At 69.8% G+C, this 18,859-nt stretch carries 12 protein-coding genes; 10 read left to right on the top strand and 2 right to left on the bottom strand.

Annotation, left to right across the window (positions count from 1 at the left end; genetic code table 11):
* Nucleotides 1–5: 5 nt before the first annotated feature.
* Complete coding sequence (gene eccE / locus ABT288_RS29445) at nucleotides 6–1,343, bottom strand: type VII secretion protein EccE (RefSeq protein WP_351613900.1); 1,338 nt, start codon at nucleotides 1,341–1,343, stop codon at nucleotides 6–8.
* Between the two features lie 197 nt (nucleotides 1,344–1,540).
* On the opposite strand from eccE, the gene eccB reads away from it, so the two are divergent.
* The 10 genes from eccB (at nucleotide 1,541) to ABT288_RS29495 (ending at nucleotide 14,541) form a co-directional block, all read left to right on the top strand.
* On the top strand, nucleotides 1,541–3,067 hold the full coding sequence (gene eccB / locus ABT288_RS29450; RefSeq protein ID WP_351613903.1) for a type VII secretion protein EccB: 1,527 nt from the start codon (nucleotides 1,541–1,543) through the stop codon (nucleotides 3,065–3,067).
* A 9-nt stretch (nucleotides 3,068–3,076) separates the two neighbouring features.
* Entirely contained in the window at nucleotides 3,077–4,324 is a 1,248-nt protein-coding gene (gene mycP, locus ABT288_RS29455) for a type VII secretion-associated serine protease mycosin (RefSeq protein ID WP_351613906.1), read from the top strand.
* 478 nt (nucleotides 4,325–4,802) lie between these two features.
* The gene (locus ABT288_RS29460) at nucleotides 4,803–5,255 is read left to right on the top strand and encodes a DUF2563 family protein (protein WP_351613909.1); all 453 of its coding nucleotides are present in this window, start codon (nucleotides 4,803–4,805) and stop codon (nucleotides 5,253–5,255) included.
* Nucleotides 5,252–7,015: a hypothetical protein gene (locus tag ABT288_RS29465; RefSeq protein WP_351613912.1), complete on the top strand. Its 1,764-nt coding sequence runs from the start codon at nucleotides 5,252–5,254 to the stop codon at nucleotides 7,013–7,015. Before ABT288_RS29460 ends, ABT288_RS29465 begins: the two co-directional genes overlap by 4 nt.
* Nucleotides 7,016–7,118: 103 nt before the next feature.
* Complete coding sequence (locus ABT288_RS29470) at nucleotides 7,119–8,327, top strand: S8 family serine peptidase (RefSeq protein ID WP_351613963.1); 1,209 nt, start codon at nucleotides 7,119–7,121, stop codon at nucleotides 8,325–8,327.
* Nucleotides 8,328–8,383: 56 nt separating this feature from the next.
* Nucleotides 8,384–8,782 (top strand): WXG100 family type VII secretion target, encoded by a 399-nt coding sequence (locus tag ABT288_RS29475; protein ID WP_351613966.1) that lies wholly within the window; start codon nucleotides 8,384–8,386, stop codon nucleotides 8,780–8,782.
* Nucleotides 8,783–8,820: 38 nt separating this feature from the next.
* Nucleotides 8,821–9,123, top strand: a complete 303-nt coding sequence (locus ABT288_RS29480; RefSeq protein ID WP_351613915.1) for a WXG100 family type VII secretion target — start codon at nucleotides 8,821–8,823, stop codon at nucleotides 9,121–9,123.
* Between the two features lie 113 nt (nucleotides 9,124–9,236).
* Nucleotides 9,237–10,184, top strand: coding sequence for a protein kinase family protein (locus ABT288_RS29485; protein WP_351613918.1), 948 nt, complete (start codon nucleotides 9,237–9,239; stop codon nucleotides 10,182–10,184).
* A gap of 9 nt (nucleotides 10,185–10,193) precedes the next feature.
* The gene (locus ABT288_RS29490; RefSeq protein ID WP_351613921.1) at nucleotides 10,194–12,425 is read left to right on the top strand and encodes a protein kinase domain-containing protein; all 2,232 of its coding nucleotides are present in this window, start codon (nucleotides 10,194–10,196) and stop codon (nucleotides 12,423–12,425) included.
* A gap of 34 nt (nucleotides 12,426–12,459) precedes the next feature.
* Nucleotides 12,460–14,541 carry a protein kinase domain-containing protein gene (locus tag ABT288_RS29495; protein ID WP_351613924.1) on the top strand — a complete coding sequence of 694 codons (2,082 nt, stop codon included), beginning with the start codon at nucleotides 12,460–12,462 and terminating at the stop codon, nucleotides 14,539–14,541.
* A gap of 63 nt (nucleotides 14,542–14,604) precedes the next feature.
* Here the strand turns inward: ABT288_RS29495 and eccCa are convergent, their stop codons facing one another.
* Nucleotides 14,605–18,570, bottom strand: coding sequence for a type VII secretion protein EccCa (gene eccCa, locus ABT288_RS29500; protein WP_351613927.1), 3,966 nt, complete (start codon nucleotides 18,568–18,570; stop codon nucleotides 14,605–14,607).
* Nucleotides 18,571–18,859 lie beyond the last annotated feature (289 nt).

Below are 18,859 nucleotides of genomic sequence, written 5' to 3' on the forward strand. Positions count from 1 at the left end.
CGTCGTCACCGCGCACCTCCGAGGGGCAGTGTGGCCAGCATGCCGGGCAGCTGTTCCCGGTCGAGGCGGGCCAGACCGGCCCCTGCCTGCCGGGCGGCGCTCTCCAGCGCGCGTCGCGCCGCCACGAGTTCGTCGTCGCTGCGCCCGGTCACCCGAAGATGCGCGGACAGGATCACTTCCTGTCGCTCGCCGTGGGCGAGAGTGAGGCTGAACGTGGTCGCGAGCGCCGGTATCGCCGTGACCCGGGCGACGAAGTGCGGCAGCGACTCGCCCCGGCCACCGCCCAGTTGGGGCCAGCGCCTGACCCAGTACGTCGTGTGCCGCCGGTTGTCGCAGCGCCAGCTGCGCCCGGACTCCTCCGTCCGCCGCTCCCGGTTCTCGCTGCGTCCCGCCTCGGCGGTGACCAGCGGGTTGGCGCAGGCCGAGGTGGCGAGCGCGGCGACCAGCTCCTCCTCGTCGAGCACGCGCGCCCGGAAGCCTGCGCCGGTCAGCCGGCTCGCGAGATGGTCCGCGGTCCGCGCGACACACTTCTGCGCCCCGAGCAGTCCGCCGCCGCGCGCGGCCACGGCCTCCGCGCACAGCTCAGGGTCCAGCTTCAGCGCGATCCAGGTGATGCGCACCGCGGGGGCACCCGTCTGCTCCTGCAACGGAAGGTAGTTGGAGACGGCGACGGACTGCTGGGGCAGGTGCAGCGCGGGCGCCGGCTGGGTGTGCAGCACGATCTGGGCCGACTCCAGCCGGATCCCGTCCACTTCCAGCGCGTCCCGCACCAGGGCGACCGGCAGCGGCTGCCGGCTGCGCTCGGCCCGCAGCGCGGTCGCGTCGGCCTCGACCTGGAGCACGGCCGTGACGAACGTCCCGTCGCCGATGATGCCGACCGGGCGCCGGTCACGCGGGCCGTGGGAGTACGTGCGCAGTGCGGGCTCGCACTCCACGGCAGGGACCAGCCCCGGCTCCGTGCCCGCTGGTATCGGGGTGCTCGCGGCCCGCTTCTGGCGTGCCCGCAACTCCCGTGCGGTGGCGAACCACTCGGGCAGCGACCGGCCCCGCCGCCGTACGAAGGCCAGCAGGATGAGTGTCACGGCCACGACCGCGGCGGGCACGAGGGCCACCATCCCGATGGCGAGGCCGACGACCAGCGATGCGGCCGCCAGCTCTACCAGTACGAGCCGTTGCAAACGGAACGAACCGGCCTGGCCCGGCCGGGGCCTGAGGCCGAACGCGACCGGCTGCTGCGCCGCGTCGCTCCGGGCGGAAGCCCCGCGCGCCGGCGCTGCGGACCGAGCCGCACGACCTCGTGCCGCCGATCGGTCGCGCGTACGCGACCGCGTTCCGGAAGCCATCACGGCATCCCCCCGATTTGCTCACAACTCGCTGGAATCAGGCCACTCAACAAGGCCCTTGAGGGCCCAGGTACCCTACCCGCTCCACGAGACCCGCTCCGTACCAGGCATAGTAGGGGCCGGGTCCGACAACGGAGGGCGGGGGAGTGTGGTCCCCGGGCGCCCTCCGCGTGAGTCACGGGGAGAAAAAGGCACAGATGGCATCTCGGCGGGACCAACTCAACGCCTACACCTTCGCGAAGCGTCGCATGCTCGCGTCGTTCGTGCAGTCCTCGCCGGATGCCTCCGACGAGGGGGCGCCGCGGCCGCTGCGCGCCGTCCTGCCCGGCACCATCGTCGGTGTCGTCGTCCTCGCCGCCTTCGGCGCCTGGGGCATGTTCAAGCCGACCGCGCCGCAGGGCTGGGACAAGCCCGGGCAGAATGTGATCATCGCCAGCAAGTCCACCACGCGGTACGTCGTGCTGAAGACGGAGGGCAAGGTGCAACTGCACCCCGTCCTCAACATGGCGTCCGCCAAGCTCGTTCTCGACAGCCAGAACGACGTCAGCGTGGTCACCGTGGACGAGTCGATCCTCGACAACGGCAAGATCCCGCACGGCGTCACCATCGGCATCCCCTATGCCCCGGACCGCCTGCCCTCCGACAGCGAAGCCGGCGCGACCAAGGAGTGGGCCGTCTGCGAACGGCCGAGCGGCAGCGGCAGCTCCATCCAGAAGGCCGCGTTCGTCCTGGCCAAGCGCGACCAGAAGCTGACCGACGGGCCGGAGAAGTTGCAAGGCGGCGAACTTCTCTACGTCACCACTCCGACGGACAAGAAGCAGTACGTGGTCGACGCGCAGGGCACGGCGTACCCGCTGGACGGGTCCGACCCGCTCCTGCTGGAGACCCTCGTGGGCGCTGACCGCAAGCCGCAGCAGGTGACCAGGGCGTGGATCGACACCCTCCACCTCGGCGACCGCATCAGCTTCCCGCAGATCACCGGCGTCCCGGGCGCCGCCGCGAACGCGCCCGGTGAGCTCGGCGACGCCAACAAGGTCGGCATGGTCCTCAGGGCGCCGGTCAACGGCCAGGAGCAGTACTTCGTCGTGCTGCCGGGCCGCGTCGCGCCCGTCTCGGACTTCGTCGCCCAGCTGCTGCTGGCCAGCAGGGACCTCGTCAAGCTCGGCCAGGCCGGTCACGCCCAGGAGGTCAGCGCGGGCGCCATCACCCGGGGCACGCCGTTCGCTGCCGAACACAAATGGCCGACGCAGAAGCCCAGCGCGGTCAACGACGCCTCCACCGCCGACGGCAGCCGCAGCACGATCTGCAACGTCCTGAACCACGTCGATCCCGGCAACGGGAACACCACGCTGACCACCTGGGCGGGCAAGGACTTCCCGGCGGTCCTGCCCACCGGCTCCTCGAGTGCCTACGTCACCGCCGGTTCGGGCCAGTTGTACCGCCAGTTCCAGGGCACCGCGACCAAGGACGGCCCGGTCTTCCTGGTGACCGACACCGGCCTGCGCTATGCCCTGCAGTCCAACGACGACAGCGCCACCGACGACAAGGGCATCGGTATCACGCCCCAGCAGCGCAAGGAACTCCAGCAGGAGGCCCAGCTGGCGCAGACCCGCCTCGGCTACGCCGGTGTGACCCCGGCTCCCGTCCCGGCCGCCTGGTCGGAGTTCCTGCCGACGGGCCCACGTCTGTCGACGGCGGCGGCACGCCAGCCGCAGGGTTCGTGAGGCACGCCGATGCGATCCACGCTGCGCACACGTACGATCCTGGCGACGGCGCTGGCCCTTGCCGCGTCGCTGCCGGCGGCACCGATGGCCGCCGCGGACTCCGTGTCCGACCAGTGCACGTTCTCCAGGACCAACCACAAGTACGCCGGCACACCATGGGCCCTGCAGCGCGTCAACCTCGATGAACTGTGGAGCCAGTCCAAGGGCAAGGGCGTGAAGGTGGCGGTCATCGACACGGGCGTCGACACGGCCAACCCTCAGCTGACCCCCGCGGTGGACGCGTCCCTGGGCGCGAACCTCCTGCCCCCCAAGGACAGCAAGGGCAAGCCGGTCGACGGCGCCAAGTCCAAGCCCACGACCGACACGGTCGGCCACGGCACCCGCGTGGCGGGCATCATCGCCGCCCGCCCCATGAAGGGCACCGGGTTCGTCGGGCTCGCCCCCGAGGCCACGATCATCCCGATCAAGCAGAACGACGCCGAGGGCCACGGCACGTCCTCCACCCTCGCCAAGGCGATCAAGCACGCGATCGACGTCAAGGCCCAGGTCATCAACATCTCCCAGGACACGACGAATGCCGTGGCACCGGGCGACGAGCTGCTGAACGCGATCAACGAGGCCCTGAACCGAGGCATAGTGGTGGTGGCGTCGGCGGGCAACGACGGCCTCGACGGCAACACCAAGCGGACGTACCCCGCCTCCTACGACGGCGTCCTCGCAGTCGCCGCCTCCGACCGCAACAACGAACGCGCGGCCTTCTCCCAGTCCGGAAGCTGGGTCGGCGTCGCCGCCCCGGGCGTCGACATGATCTCGACGGTGCCCGAGGGCGGCCACTGCTCCGACAACGGCACGAGCTTCTCCGCGCCCTACGTTGCCGGCGTGGCAGCGCTGATCAAGGCCAAGCACCCCGACTGGACGGCCCGCGAGGTCGTGGCCCAGATCGAGCAGACGGCAGAGCGTTCGATCAACGGCCATGACCGCCTGGTGGGTTGGGGCGTGGTCGACCCGGTCCGCGCCCTCACCGAGGACGACCACCCGATCGAGGCCCCCCGCCCCGACGCCGGCCTCACCCATGTGGAGGCCCCGACCCCGGCCAAGCTCACCCTCGGCGAAACCCCTCAGGAACGCACCGCCCGCATCGCCACGTACGTGGCCATCGGCGTGGCCGTACTGGTGGCGGGCCTGAGCGGAGGCGCGGTGGCCCTGCGGGACGCCCGCCGCAGGCGTGGTGCACTGGAGAGGCGAGCAGAAGGGTGACGACCGGCGCCGGGCCCCGGCAGAACGCGCGTCGATGCCAAGGCGTTTGGCCACCTGACTGCATCCCTGTGCGGGCGCTCCGGTGGTCTCCCCCGTCCCCCACCGCCTCCACCAACCCCGCCGGCTGGTCGCGGGCCGGCGGTTGCGCCACCTCACGGGCGGTCACAGTCAGTGCTTCATGGCTTGGTTTTGTGGTTGCAAAGATCTTGCCCCTATGACGTGCAGAGCTCGAGCAGCCGACCGTGTGTGAAATTTCTGCGCAGATGCACGGGCGCTTCTGTCGTTATTGACCACCTTGTCGGTCTTGGTTGCCCCCGAGTCGGTCACTTCGGGACACCATTGCAACTGAACCGTCGCAGAGTTCAGTTGGCCGCGAATTGCACAGTGACTACAGTGGTCAGCGATGGATCCAGGGGTGCGGGTGAGGTTCCCCGGTCCGTCGACAGCTCGACCAACGGGGAACGGGGAAGGGGCCACGGTGAGTGACGGTGGCAGCGCGAATCTGAGGCGCGGCGCCGATGCGCTGGCGAAGTTCAGTGACGGGTTGAAGAACGCGCTGACGACGTTCGAGCAGTCTCCGGCGAACCCATCCGAGCTCGGGCACCACGGGCTTGACCGCCAGTCGTTCGGTGGTACGAAGATCCCGTTCCCCGAGGCGGACTACCTGCACGAGAAGTACTCGGACGTGCATGGCGTCCTCATGGACATGTCGGCAACCTTGCGCCTGCATATCGAGGCTCTGCAGTGTGCGGCGCACTCGGCAGATGCCACGTACGACGGCACCGAAGAAGAAGTGCGGCGTCGGTTCTGGGAGATCAAGGCCAAGCTCGACGACGAGTACCAGAAGACGCACCCCAAGGAGCAGCAGCAGCCTCGGAAGGACACGAGGCAGCACACTGACGACAAGTCCGCGGGGGTGAGCTCCCAGTGAGCGACAACAACTGGCAGCAGCAGCCTCAGTACAAGACCGGCATCAAGGAAGCGAACGGGCTGGCCGGTGCGTCCGACGCACTCGGCATGGTGGAGAACTTCTTCCGGGGCATGCCGTTCGGCAGGAGCCAGTTCGACGAGTGCGATCTCAATGACATGATCGACGTGATCGAGCACGGCAAACCCGAGCATCTGGAGATGGCCGGCAAGGCCATCTGGGATGCCCGCGACGCCATCAGCACCGCCGCCAAGGACCTGCGTAAGTACGTCGACCAGGTCGACTGGGAGGGCGAGGGCGCCACGTCCTTCCATAAGTACGCCACATCACTCCTCAAGTGGGCCGGGCAATTCGAGGACTACGCTCACAACGTCGGTGCGGAGATCACTGCCGCCGCCACGGGCCTGGCCTCCGCGCACATGCCGCCCCGGGACACGCGGCCCGCGGGCGAGCAGAAGCGGCCCTGGCTGCTGCCCAAGGCCAAGCAGGTCGAGAGCAACCCGGACTACGTGCTCGCCCAACAGGTCGAGAAGAACCGGCAAGAGGCCATCAACCAGATGAACCGGTTGGGGTCCTACTACTCGGTGGCCGGCGGGGCGTTGCACTCGCAGCCCAAGCCGTCCATGGCTCAGATCGACAAGGTTCCGGACTTCGGGGTGCCTCGGCCATCTCCTGTAGACGCCGGGTCCAGCCGGTATGGCTCTGGGTCGCAGGCGCCAACGGCATCGGTCCGACAAGGCGCGACGGGTGGCCGCGAAGCAGCGGTTGATGCTCATGGCACTTCGGCAGATGGGGCGGTATCTCCCCTTAAGGAAGTGCACGTGCCCAGTGGGTATCCGGGTCACGACGTCGGCACGGAGATCAACACTGTGGGCACGCTGCCTCCCCCGGCACACACCGCACAGCCCGGCCCTCCCACGCCCACTCTTCCGGCTGCCGGCGGTGGAGGGCCAACGCCCACACCTCCGCTGGGGCCCGGACCAATGGCTCCTCCCATCGCGCCGACCGTCGGGCGCGCCACAGGTTATAGTCCGTCCGGCCGACTCCCTTTTTCGACGCAGGGGCGCACCGGCCCGTCGGGCACTGCAGGTGGCCGAGTGCCGCAGGAGCCGGAGGGCCAGACGGGGCGTACCGTCAGCGGCGGCCGTGTGCCGCAGGGGCCCATCGGGCAGGCTGCTCGCGCCATGGGGGGTACGCCTGAGGCCGGTCAGTCGGCTGTGCGTGGGTCCGCTCAGCAAGCCGGACGCTCCCCTCTGGGGCGTGGTGTCACGGGTGGAACGCCGAGGATGACCAACACGCCCGGCGAGAATGTCAGAGCGACTGGCCCCATCGGCGCGGCACGCAGCGGCGTCGTGGGCGGCAAGCCTGTCACGGGCCGAACGCCAGGAGCGGCGTCCAATTCCCGTGTCCCGCGCGGCACGGTCGTCGGCGCCGAGGAGCCGGTCTCCTCGGCGCAGCCGAAGGGCGTTCTCGGGCAGCGTGGAGTCGTCGGCGCGCCTACGGCCAAGGCAAATCCCGGTGTCGGCCAGTCGGTGCTGCGGTCGGCGGTGGCCTCCGAGGGCGCGATCGGAGTGCCCCGCAACGCCGCCGGATCACTCGGAGGCTCCGAGTCCAGCGCTCGTGGCGCAGGACTCGGCCGAGGCGCGATTGGCAACGGCCAGAGCGCGAAGGGGGAGGCCGGTCGCGAGGGAGGCCCTGCCGAGAAGCAACAGCACCGCCCGACGCAGAAGCAGCGGCGTGATGTGCCGCAGAAGCGTGACTGAACACAAGCGAGGACGGACGTACACAGGCATGAAGCCAGGGACCGGCCGACGTAGCAGAGCGACTGCCTTCCTGACGAGGCGCAATGTGAGACGTCTGGCGGCGATGTGCTCGGCACTGGGCGCTTTGGTCGTCGGCTCCGCTGGGCTGGCTCCCGGGGTGGCTGCTGCCTCGGACATTCAGTCGAAGCAGTGGTACCTGAAGGCCATGGGCGCCGACGAGATGTGGAAGTACAGCACCGGCAAAGGGGTGAAGGTCGCCCTTATTGACACAGGGGTGAATGCGGCGACCTCATCACTCAAAGGGCAGGTACTGTCCGGCGACGTGCCTAAATCGGCAGGATACCGGGCCACTGACGACTATAACGGTCACGGTACCTCCATGGCCGAGATTATTGCGGGAACGGGAGCAGGCGGCGGCATCAAGGGGTTGGCGCCGGGAGCGAAGATTGTTCCCATCCGTATCGACATGCTCGATACGAAGGGCGCTAAACAGGATCCGAATTCCCCCAGTTCCGCCGAAGCGATCCGTGCTGCCGCCGACAGCGATGTAAAGATCATCAGCATGTCCTTCGCCAGCCCTTATCCGAGCTCGGAGGAGGAGGACGCCGTCAAGTATGCTGCCTCCAAGGGGAAGCTGATGTTTGCTGGCATCGGCAATGGCGGAGAAAAGGGAAAGGTCGAATATCCCGCCACCGATCCGTACGTGGTCGGTGTCGGCGCCACCGACAGTTCCGGAACCATCGCCAAGTTCTCGACGAAAAGCAACTACGTGGACTTCGCCGCGCCGGGCGTCAACATTCCCGGCTGGTGCGACACCAAGTTCACCGAGTACTGCAACACCTGGGGAACCAGCCCCGCCACCGCCATCGCCTCCGCCTCCGCCGCCCTCGTCTGGTCGGTTCACCCCAACTGGACGGCCAACCAGGTCCTTCGGACCCTCCTCGACACCGCGGGCCGTTCCTGGCCGAAGGACAAGCCCAGCACCTACCTCGGCTACGGTCTCATCCGCCCGCGCCGCGTACTGATCGACAAGAACATCGATCCGGGTCCGGCCGACAGGGACCCCCTGTACGCCGAGAACGGAACCGACGCGAACGCAGACATCATGGCCACCCCGAGCCTGTCGGTCGCGCCCTCTTCCGGGACATCGGCAAAGGGCACCGGAACCACCGGCGGCCCCACCTCCGCCGCCGCGAAGGACTCGGGCTCCGGCGGTGACACGCAAACCTGGGTGATCGTCGGCGCCGCAGCCGCCGTACTAGTCATCGGAGGCGCTGGTTTCGCCGTGCTGCGTGCACGCCGTAGCGCCTGACCGGTCTCCCGCGCAGCTGCTCGTTCGCCGAATGAGCAGAGGTCCGCTTGCCGGCAGTGCCGACGCCAGAAGTCGGCACCCGGCGAGGTCAGTTCACACAGAAGGGCATCGAAGTGGCAGCAGGCACTCAGAAGATCACCAAAGACTCAGTCGTAGTCCTCGAGCAGAATCTTCTGCAGCAGTTCGACCACATCAAGGGCCAGCTCGCGCGCCTCCAGCACCTGATCGACTCGCTCGAGGGGCACTGGAAGGGCATCGGCGCCGGCGCGTTCAACCAGAAGCAGACCGAGATCAATGAGCGCATGGTCCGACTCGGCACCATCCTGGTCGGTTTCATCGATGCGATGAACAAGACCATGAAGATCAACGACCACACCGAGGACCAGGTCCGCGCCAGCGTCCAGGGCATCAATGTGGACCTCGGCGGCGCGCCGTCGGCGCTGACCAAACTCTGATCCGCGCCCGACCACCACTTCTCAGCAACGGAGGAATCATGAGCGTCCACAACGATGGCGTGACAGAAGTCCACTACGCCGGTCTTGACCACATGGCGACCGAAATCGGCACCCAGGCCAAAAACCTTGAGGCCAGCCTCGACCAGATCAAGAGGGAGATCCAGAAGGTCTCCGGCATGTGGGAGGGCGAGGCCCACAAGGCGTACATCGACAAGCAGACCGAGTGGGACAACAACGCCCGAGCCATCCACGAGGCTCTGGTCGCCATCGGCCACGCCGTGCACGCCGCCGGCGGTGACTACATGGGCGGCGACAAGAAGGCCGCCAGCTACTTCATGTAGGCAGCCGGAACCGATCGGCACGTCGCGGTAGCGGGGTGGGCACGCACGGAGGGTGCCCACCCCCAGTCGCGTCCGGGTACCGGCCCGGCAAAGCGGAAGAACCAGGACAGGGAATGCAGGCGACAGGTGGCGCCACGGGTGTGGCCGCCGGGGAAGAACCGGGCAGAGCCGCGAAAACGCAGCGGCGGGTGGGCCCGTACCACCTGATCACCGCGCTGGACGATCCCCACACCAAGGTGCCCGTCCCGGAGCGGCGGTACATCGCCCGTAGTGCCGACGGTCAGCACACCGTTCTGCTCTCCCTTCCCCTATCCGGCCGCGATCCCCAGCTCTTCCTGGCGGAAGCCGAGGCCTCCCGCTATCTCCTCGGCAGCTGCGCGGCGCCGGTCTCCGCCGTCGCCGGCCCAGGTGAGCCCGCCTGGTGCTGCCGCCCGTACCTGCCCGCCCTGCCGCTGCCCACCGCCCTCGCCGTACACGGCGGTCCGCTGCCCGAGCGGACCGTACGCACGCTCGGCGTCGCTCTCGCCGAGACGCTGGCGGTCGTGCACGGGCAGGGGCTGACCTTCGCCGGCATCTCTCCGGCGGCCGTCCTGCTCGCCGCCGACGGGCCCCGCCTCTCCTGCTTCGGCGCCGTGCGCGCGGCCGCGCCCGACGGTGCTTCCCGCTCAGGGCTGCCGGGTCTCGAACCGGGCAGCCTGCCGCCGGAACAGGCGACCGGCGGGCGCCCGCGTCCCCTCGGTGACGTGTACGCCCTCGGGGCGACACTCGCCTACGCGGCCACCGGGTACACGACGCCGGAACGCGACGAACTTCCCGCCGCCTTCCGTGCCGTGATCGCCCGATGCCTCTCACGTGACCCGGGCAACCGCCCCCAGCTGGCGGAGCTGATCGACGCCCTGGGCGGTGACACCGGGACGGAACGTCGTTCCACCGCCCCCGGCTGGCTCCCGGGGCGTGTCGTCGCGGCCCTCGCCCATCAGTCGGCTGCCGTCCTCATGGCGGAGATCCCCAACGAGGCCGCCCCCGTATCGTCCACCGACCCGGTATCCCACTCGCACTGAAGACGACCCATGCCCTCCCCACTCACTCATGACGACCCCCAGGCGATCGGCCCCTACCGGCCGATCGCCCGCCTCGGCAGCGGCGGGATGGGCACCGTCTACCTCGCGCGTACCGCAGGCGGCCGTACCGTCGCGCTGAAGACCATGCACGCCCGGATCGCCTCCGACCCGGCCTTCCGCACCCGGTTCCGGCTGGAGACCGACGCGGCACGGGTCGTGGGGGAGCGATACGGCGCCGGGGTCGTCGAGGCGGACCCGCGAGCCGGCACGCCCTGGTTCGCCACCGAGTACGTGCTCGGACCGCCCCTCGACGAGGCCGTGGAGCTGTGCGGTCCGCTGCCCGAGACGTCCGTACGGGCGTTGGGTGCCGCACTGTGCGGGGCCCTGGGGCAGTTGCACGCCTCGGACGTCGTCCACCGTGATCTCAAGCCGTCCAACGTCCTCATCACCGCGTACGGGCCCAAGGTCATCGACTTCGGTATCGCCCGCGCCGCCGGTGACGATCACCTCACCCGTGTCGGGGTCGCGGTCGGTACCCCCGCCTTCATGTCGCCGGAGCAGGCGAGCGGGCAGGAGCACACGGCCGCGGGTGACGTGTTCGCACTCGCCGGGCTGCTCGTCTTCGCCGCCACCGGGCATCCGCCCTTCGGGCACGGGCAGGCGGCCGATCTGCTCTACCGGGTGCAGTACGCCGAGCCCGACCTGAGCGGTGTGCCCGACAGCCTGGTACCGGTGCTCGCGCCGTGCCTGGACAAGAACCCGTTCCGGCGGCCGACGACCGGTCGGCTCGCCTCCCAACTGCACGACGGGACCGGTGAGTTCGCCGACCACCTGCCGGACGTGCTCCTGGCCGACATCGGGCGGCGGGCCACCGAGGTGTGGCAGGTCATGCCGCAGCGGCTGCCGGCTCCCGTCGATGAGCCGGCCCCCGCGCCGACGGCCGCGCCCGTACGGTGGTCCCGTCGCCGTCTGCTGCTCACCGGCGGCGGCGCGGCACTGGGCGTCGCGGCCGCGGGAGCGGCGGGGGCGTGGGCCTGGAGCGAGCAAGCCGGTGGCCCGAAGCCACAACCCGCGCCCGGGCCCAGCAACAGCCAGCTGCCGAAGAAGCAGCTGGACTCCCGCTGGCAGGTCCAGGTCGAGGACACGTACAACGGGGGCTTCACAGAGGGCCCCCTGGACTCCTATCCGGTGCCGTTGCAGGCCGTCGGCGACATGGTCGTGGTGATGGCCGGAAACTTCCTGGAAGGGGTCGTCGCGCAGAGCGGGAAGGTCGCCTGGAAGACGCTCAACTCGCCTGTACCGTGGCAGATCGCCTCCGACGCCGGTCGCATGTTCCTGGTGAAGGAGGTGAACGACGGCTACACCGGATCCGATTCCTCCCATGCGAGCCCCTTGGCGCTGGCCTCGATCGACGTCCGCGCCGGCACGGTCGGGGAGCCCTTCGCGCAGTTCACCGACCTCAATGGGCTCGCACTGAACCAGGCGCTGTGCACCGCGGACGGGGTGGCCTACGCGGTGGCCGGGCACGGCAAGTTCTCCTTCAGCTTCCTCGCCTCCCAGTCCTGGTACGTGTTCGCGGTGGACATCAGCAGCGGCAAGCGTCTGTGGAAGGCACCGCTGCCCGGTCGGCACCAGGAGGTCCCGCACCTGTTCTTCCTCGGTGCCTCGGTCGTGGGGAACCGTCTCGTGGCGCTTCAGGAAGCGAACGACGGCAGCGTGCACGCCGTCGTACGCGACACGGGTACGGGAACCGTCCGGTGGGACCGCAAGCTGGACGGCGTCGTCCCGGACCGGGTACGGGAGTCCCTGGTCACCGACGCGCAGCACCTGTACGTGGGTGCCGGCCGACTGAGGGCACTGCGGCTCGGCGACGGGAGTGTGGCCTGGGACTCGGCGTCCGAACGGCCGGGTCGCACCTATGGCCTTCCGGTGATCAAGGACGGCACCCTGTACGCCGTCGAGAAGGGGCTCGGGCTCGTCGCCTTCGACCCGGCGAGCGGGCGCGTCAAGTGGCAGGAAAAGGGTGGGCAGGGCACTGCCGCGGACCTGAGTGCCCCGCCCGTGGTCAGCTCCGACTACGCGTACACCAGGCGAGGATCGCGATTGTGGGCGATCGATCTGTCCTCCCACGAGCCGGCCCACTCCTACCGGACCACCGGTGACCGTTTCATGATCCATGAGAAGGCAAGCGCGGTCATCGCGCTCGGCGGGCACTTCCTCGCGGCCTTCCCCTTGCGATGAACCGTCCGGTGCGGAGAACGGAGAACGACAAGCGATGAGGCCCCTGGGGACCGGCGACCCGATCCGGCTCGGACCGTACCGGCTGCTCGGTGTGCTGGGCGAGGGCGGCATGGGCAAGGTGTACGTGGGGCAGGACCATGCGAGCACCGTCGCCGCCGTGAAGGTGCTGCGGCCCGAACTCGCCCACGACACGGGCCTCGCCCAGCGTTTCGTGCGGGAGGCGGTGGCGGCCGCGGCCGTGCGGAGCCCGGGTGTGGCAGCGGTGCTGGGTGCCCAGACCGAGGGTGGACGGCCGTGGATCGCCACGGAGTTCCTCGCCGGGCCGACCCTGGACCAGATCGTGGATCAGCAAGGTCCGCTGGACGACGTGAAACTGCGTGCCCTGGCCGCCTCCGTCGCCCGTACGCTGCGTGACATCCACGCCGCCGGGTTCGTCCATCGCGACCTCAAGCCGCCGAACATCGTGCTCACCTCGAACGGCCCACGGATCATCGACTTCGGCATCGCCCGCCCCGAGCACGGTCTCACGCTCACCACCACCGGGCAGATCCCGGTCACGCCGGGGTACGGCGCCCCCGAGCAGGTGCTCGGCCGTCGGGTCACCCCGGCTGCCGACGTCTTCTCCCTCGGCGCCGTTCTCGTGTACGCGGCCACCGGGCACCGGGCGTTCGGCGGCACCCATGTCGCCGCGGTCCAGTACGAGGTCGTCCACGGTGAACCGCGCTGGCACGGTCTCTCGCCCGAGCAGCACGCTCTGATCGCGCCATGCCTCGCGAAGGAGGCGGCCGGGCGGCCCACTCCCGACCAGATCGCTGGGGCCTTCGCCCCGTCCAGGCGGTCCGACGGGGTGTGGAAGAGCGGGCCCGTGGCCGATGCGATCAGGGAGCGGGAGCGTCAGGTACGGGAATTGACTGCGCCCCTGCTGACGACGCAGTCCGTGGCCGGGCCGAGCCGGAGAAGGCTGCTGACCGGATTCGCCGCCGGCGGCGCGCTGCTCGCGGCGACCGGCGGCACCGGATGGTGGCTGCTGCGCGGCGGCGGCTCGAGCCGGAAGGACCTGTTCACCATTCCGCCCGCGGTGAAGACGCCGGCGGCACGCCCTCTTTCCGCCGACGACGGCGACTTCATCGTCGGTGATCCCGTCAAGCCGCTCTGGAGGCACGATGGGGCGGTGGGAACGCATGCGCCGGCTCCGCTGCCGATCCGGGACGTCGTCGTCACCGGTGCCGAGTCCGGCGGCATGGCGGCGTTCAACGTCGTCGACGGCAAACGCCGCTGGCTGGCCTCCGACATGGAGATGTCGAGTGGTTGTCTGTCGCTCTCCGACCGATTGGTCGTGGCCGCCGACAAGGACGGCACGCTGCACACCTTCGTCCCGTCCACGGGCGAGCCCAAGTGGAGTGCGGAGGCCGAGGCCGAGGCGCTGCTGGCCGTCGACGAGGAGGCGGTGTATGTCGTGACGAAGGACCACCGGTTGCGTTCGGTGGGTCGTTCCGATGCGGGCCTCCGTTGGACCGTGTCGGTGCCGGAGCGGTTCAGGACCGGCCTCCATCCCCAGGGCGCGGTGGACAGCGGCGTACTGGTCGTCTCGACCACCAGCGGACACGCGGTGGCGGTCAGTACGAAGACCGGCCGCACTCTGTGGACGGTGTACGACCAGGCGAAGAAGACACAGCTCGTTCCGGTGGCCGGTAGCGGTGTGGTCTACCTCAACGGCAGGACAATGACCGGCCGGAGAATCTCGGACGGCAAGGAGGTCTGGCGTGGGACGAACGCATTGGGGAGCTCGTCGGAATGGGGTCCCGCGTGGGTCTCCGCCGACCGTGTGTATGCGACCGTCGGCGGCTTCATCGCGGGGCTCGGCCTCCGTAAGGGCCAGAAGGACTGGTTTGCGCCGGGCGGTACCGAGGGGAGTCCGGTCCTGCTCCAGGGCAGCGGCGCATGGGTGCTCGAGGACCTGAACGACGGCCTCTCGGTCCACACCCTGAGCGTCAAAGACGGCTCCGACACCTGGTACTACGATCCTCGCTGGGTCTTCGATCTCAAGCTTGCTGTCGGCGGAAACCGAGCCTTCGTCACCGGCGGCAACAGCCTGGTCGCGTTGCCTGTCTTCTGACCTCCCGCAAACACCGGGTACGGCGGCTCGCGCGACCGCCGTACCCGGCAAGACCCGTGGACGTCAGTACTCCACGTCCACCCATCCCGTCTGAACCAACGGCTTCCCCCGCTTCCGCGACACGAAGACGCCCCGCCCCGCGGGCATCGGCCGCGGCCTGACCCCACCGAGGATGTCGCCCTCGCCCGGGTCGCCGGCCAGGAGGATGCCCTGGGCGCCGAGTTCCTTCATGCGCTGCATGAACGGCTCGTAGGCGGCCCGGCTCGCGCCCGCGGAGGAGCGGGCGATGATGAAGCGGACGCCGACGTCACGGGCGAAGGGCAGCATCTCCGTCAGACCGCCCAGCGGGTTGCCGCTGGACGTGGAGACCAGGTCGTAGTCGTCGATCACGACGAAGACCTGCGGGCCGCGCCACCAGCTGCGGTCCCGAAGCTGCTGCGGGGTGACGTCGGCCGTGGGCGTCCGGCGCTGCATGAGGTCGGCCAGGGCCGTCATGTGGTGGTCCATCTGGCTGGACATCGGGATGTACTCCGCCAGGTGCGAGGCCGGCGTGATGTCCAGGAGGGAACGGCGGTTGTCGACGACGAAGAACTTCGCCTCGTCGCCGCCGTACCGCAGCGACAGCTGCCTGATCAGCAGCCGCAGCAGGTTGGACTTGCCGGACTCGCTCTCGCCGAAGACGAGGAAGAACGGGTCCTGCTCGAAGTCCAGGAAGACCGGCTCCAGGTTGTCCTCGTCCAGTGCGAAGGCGATGCCCTGCTTCGGGAAGTGGTCGCCCGGCGGCAGCTGCACCGCCTCCAGCCGGCGCGGCAGCAGCCGCACCTTGGGCGCGCCCGGCTCCTGCCAGTGGCGGCCGACCTCGGTGGACAGCGCCGCCGTGGCCTCGGCGAGGTCGGTGTCGGACGTCAGGCCGTCGATGCGCGGCACCGCGGCCATGAAGTGCAGCTTCTGGGGGGACAGACCACGGCCGGGAACACCGGCGGGGACGTTCACCGCCACCTTGCGGTCGATCTCCGAGTCCATGACGTCGCCCAGGCGCAGCTCCAGGCGGTTCATCAGGTGGTCCTTGAGGTTCGCCCGGACCTCCATCGAGCGCGACGCCGTGATGACCACGTGGATGCCGTAGCCGAGGCCGCGCGCGGCGATGTCCAGCACCGCCGGTTCCAGGGCCTCGTAGTCCGTGCGGAAGTTGCCCCAGCCGTCGATGATCAGGAAGACGTCGCCCCAGGGCTGGTCGGTGACCGAGATCTCGCCGCGGGCGCGGCGGTTGCGGTAGTCGGCGATCGAGGCGATGCCGGCGGAGCGGAAGTACTCCTCGCGGCGGGTCAGCACGCCGTAGACCTCGGAGACCGTACGGCGGACGCGTTCCGGGTCGAGGCGGGAGGCGACACCGCCCACGTGTGGCAGGCCGTCCACCGCCGCCATACCGCCGCCACCGAAGTCCAGGCCGTAGAACTGCACTTCGTGCGGCGTGTGTGTGAGCGCGAAGGAGCAGATCATGGAGCGCAGGAGGGTCGACTTGCCGGACTGCGGGCCACCGATGATCTGCATGTGGCCGGCCGCGCCCGAGAAGTCGAGCATCAGACGGTCGCGGCGCTGCTCGTACGGTTTGTCGACCAGGCCGACCGGGACGATCAGGCGGCCGGCGCCCTCGTAGTTCGGCTGGGTCAGACCGCGGCCCGGTACGGCCGCGAGGCCGGGCAGCAGCGCGTCCAGCGAGGGCGGGCTCTCCAGCGGCGGCAGCCACACCTGGTGCGCCGCCGGCCCCTGTGCCTCCAGCCGGCGCACGATCACGTCGAGGACCGTGTCGGCCAGCGCCTCGTCGACCTCGGGGGCGGACTCGGTGCGCTGGTGGGGGACGGCGGTGTACTGCACCGGCACCTCGGTGGCCGTGAACAGCACCGGACGCCGGTCCACCGGCAGGGGTCCGCCGCCCAGCGTCGCGCGCTGCGGGCCCGAGCGGTAGACGCCGGAGACGTACGCCGCCTTGAAGCGGACCATTTCGTCCGTGCCGAACTTCAGGAAGCCGGAACCGGGGACGTTCGGGAGCTCGTAGGCGTCGGGGACGCCCAGGGCGGCACGGGATTCCGCCGCCGAGAAGGTCCGCAGGCCGATGCGGTACGACAGGTACGTCTCCAGGCCGCGCAGGCGGCCCTCCTCCAGGCGCTGCGAGGCCAGCAGCAGGTGCACGCCCAGCGAACGGCCGATACGGCCGATCTGCACGAACATCTCGATGAAGTCCGGCTTGGCGGTCAGCAGCTCGCTGAACTCGTCGATCACCAGGACGAGCGACGGGATCGGCTGCAGGGGTGCACCCGCCGCGCGGGCCTTCTCGTAGTCGTGGATGTTGGCGTAGTTGCCCGCGTCGCGCAGCAGTTCCTGGCGGCGGTTCAGCTCACCGCGGATCGAGTCGCCCATGCGGTCGACCAGGGTGAGGTCGTCGGCCAGGTTGGTGATGACCGCCGCCACGTGCGGCATCTGCGCCATGCCGGCGAAGGTGGCGCCACCCTTGAAGTCCGCGAGGACGAAGTTCAGCGTCTCGGAGGAGTGCGTGACGGCGAGGCCCAGTACCAGGGTGCGCAGCAGTTCCGACTTGCCGGAACCGGTCGCACCGACGCACAGGCCGTGCGGGCCCATGCCTTCCTGCGCGGCCTCCTTCAGGTCCAGCATGACCGGGCGGCCGTCCTCGCCGAGACCGATCGGTACCCGCAGGCGTTCCGCCAGCGCGCGCGGGCGCCAGGTCCGCTTGGTGTCGACCGAGGCGGCGTCGCCGAGTCCGAGGAGGTCGGTGAACTCGAGGTTCGCCAGCAGCGGTTCGTCGTCATCGCCGCCGGACGCCATGCGCAGCGGCGCCAGTTGCCGGGCCAGTGCCTCGGCGGACTCGTAGGAGAGACCGTCCGGAGTGCCCTCGTAGACCTCGCCGTGCCCGGACTCCAGGCGCAGCATGCCCGGCTGCACGACGATGGACAGGTCGCCGCCCGCCGTCGTGAGTTCGCCGGGTACGACCTCGACGACCGTGACACCCTGCAGGCCCTCGGGGTTGGCGAGCACCGAGTCCGGCAGCAGGGAGATGTCGTCCAGGACGAGCACGATGTGCGGCGCGTCGAGCAGCGGGGACGCGGTGGGGTGGAAGCGGGGGCGGCCGGTCAGCCGGACGGACAGCAGGTCCTCGAGCTCGCGTGGGTCGGTGCCGATCAGCCGGCGGGAGCCCGCGCCGTCCACCTCGCCGGTGGCCTGTACATGCGGCAGCCACTTCGCCCAGTCCCAGTGCGGCAGCGCCTCCCGGCCCGTGGCCACCGCGATGAGCAGGTCCTCCGGGGAGTGCAGCGAGGCCAGCGAGCCGACCAGGGCGCGGGCACAGGACCGTACGGACTGCGGCTCGCCGCTGACCGTCACGTGGTAGAAGGCGCGCAGGGACACCGCCATCGGCAGGTCGCCGACGGTGTGGTGCGCGGCGAGGAAGCGCTGCATCGCGCCCGCGGTCAGCGGCTCCAGCTGCTCGACCGGCCCCGTCTCGGGAGCGATGAGCGGGGTCGCCAGCGGCTGCGGGCCCAGTCCGACGCGCACATGCGCGAAGTCCTCGTCGCCGGGCCGCCGTTCCCACACCCGGCTGCCCTCGGCGACGAGCGCCCACAGTTGCTCGGGAGAGGGGTGCAGGTAGTACTGCGCGTCCCGCTGCGTCCTCGCCGTCGCCACGGCGGACTTGCGGGTCTGCGACAGATAGCTGAGGTAGTCACGCCGCATGTCGGCCAGTTGGCCCTGGGAGCCGCGGCGGAAGCGGACCACCATCGCGATGGACATCGCCACCGTCGAGGCGATCATGATCATGCCCATGATCTTCATGAACGGCTGACCGTTCGTGAAGAAGAACACCACCGAGCCACCCATGCCCAGCGTGGGCAGGAGCTGCATCAGGACGCTCTCCTGATGACCCCGGGGCAGTTCGGGCGGTGGCTGGACAACGACGTCTTCCGTGGGCACTTCGGACGGCAGCGCTCTAGCGGGGCGCTTGACGACAATCTGGCTCACTGCTCACCAATTCCCTTGCCCGACCCAGGCTTTCCGCTCGCCGCCCCGTGTCCGGCGAGCGCAGGCCGCCGCGTGATCCTACTGAGTTCACCGGACACCGGTGAGCGGTAGGGTGCCGGATGTTCGCGTGAGCACACGCCGAGCAGGCTGTGCATACCGGGACAATCCCCTTGATCTTCAGGCGGGAAGACCCGGGAACCCTGCCGTACGGCACCCGTGCCGCCGCCCGCGCGGCGAACCGGCACGAGACTTTCACGAAGTAGACGCACCACCACCACTGAGGGGGAGC

The sequence above is a fragment of the Streptomyces sp. NPDC001093 genome, from assembly GCF_040298985.1.
Classification (GTDB): Bacteria; Actinomycetota; Actinomycetes; order Streptomycetales; family Streptomycetaceae; genus Streptomyces.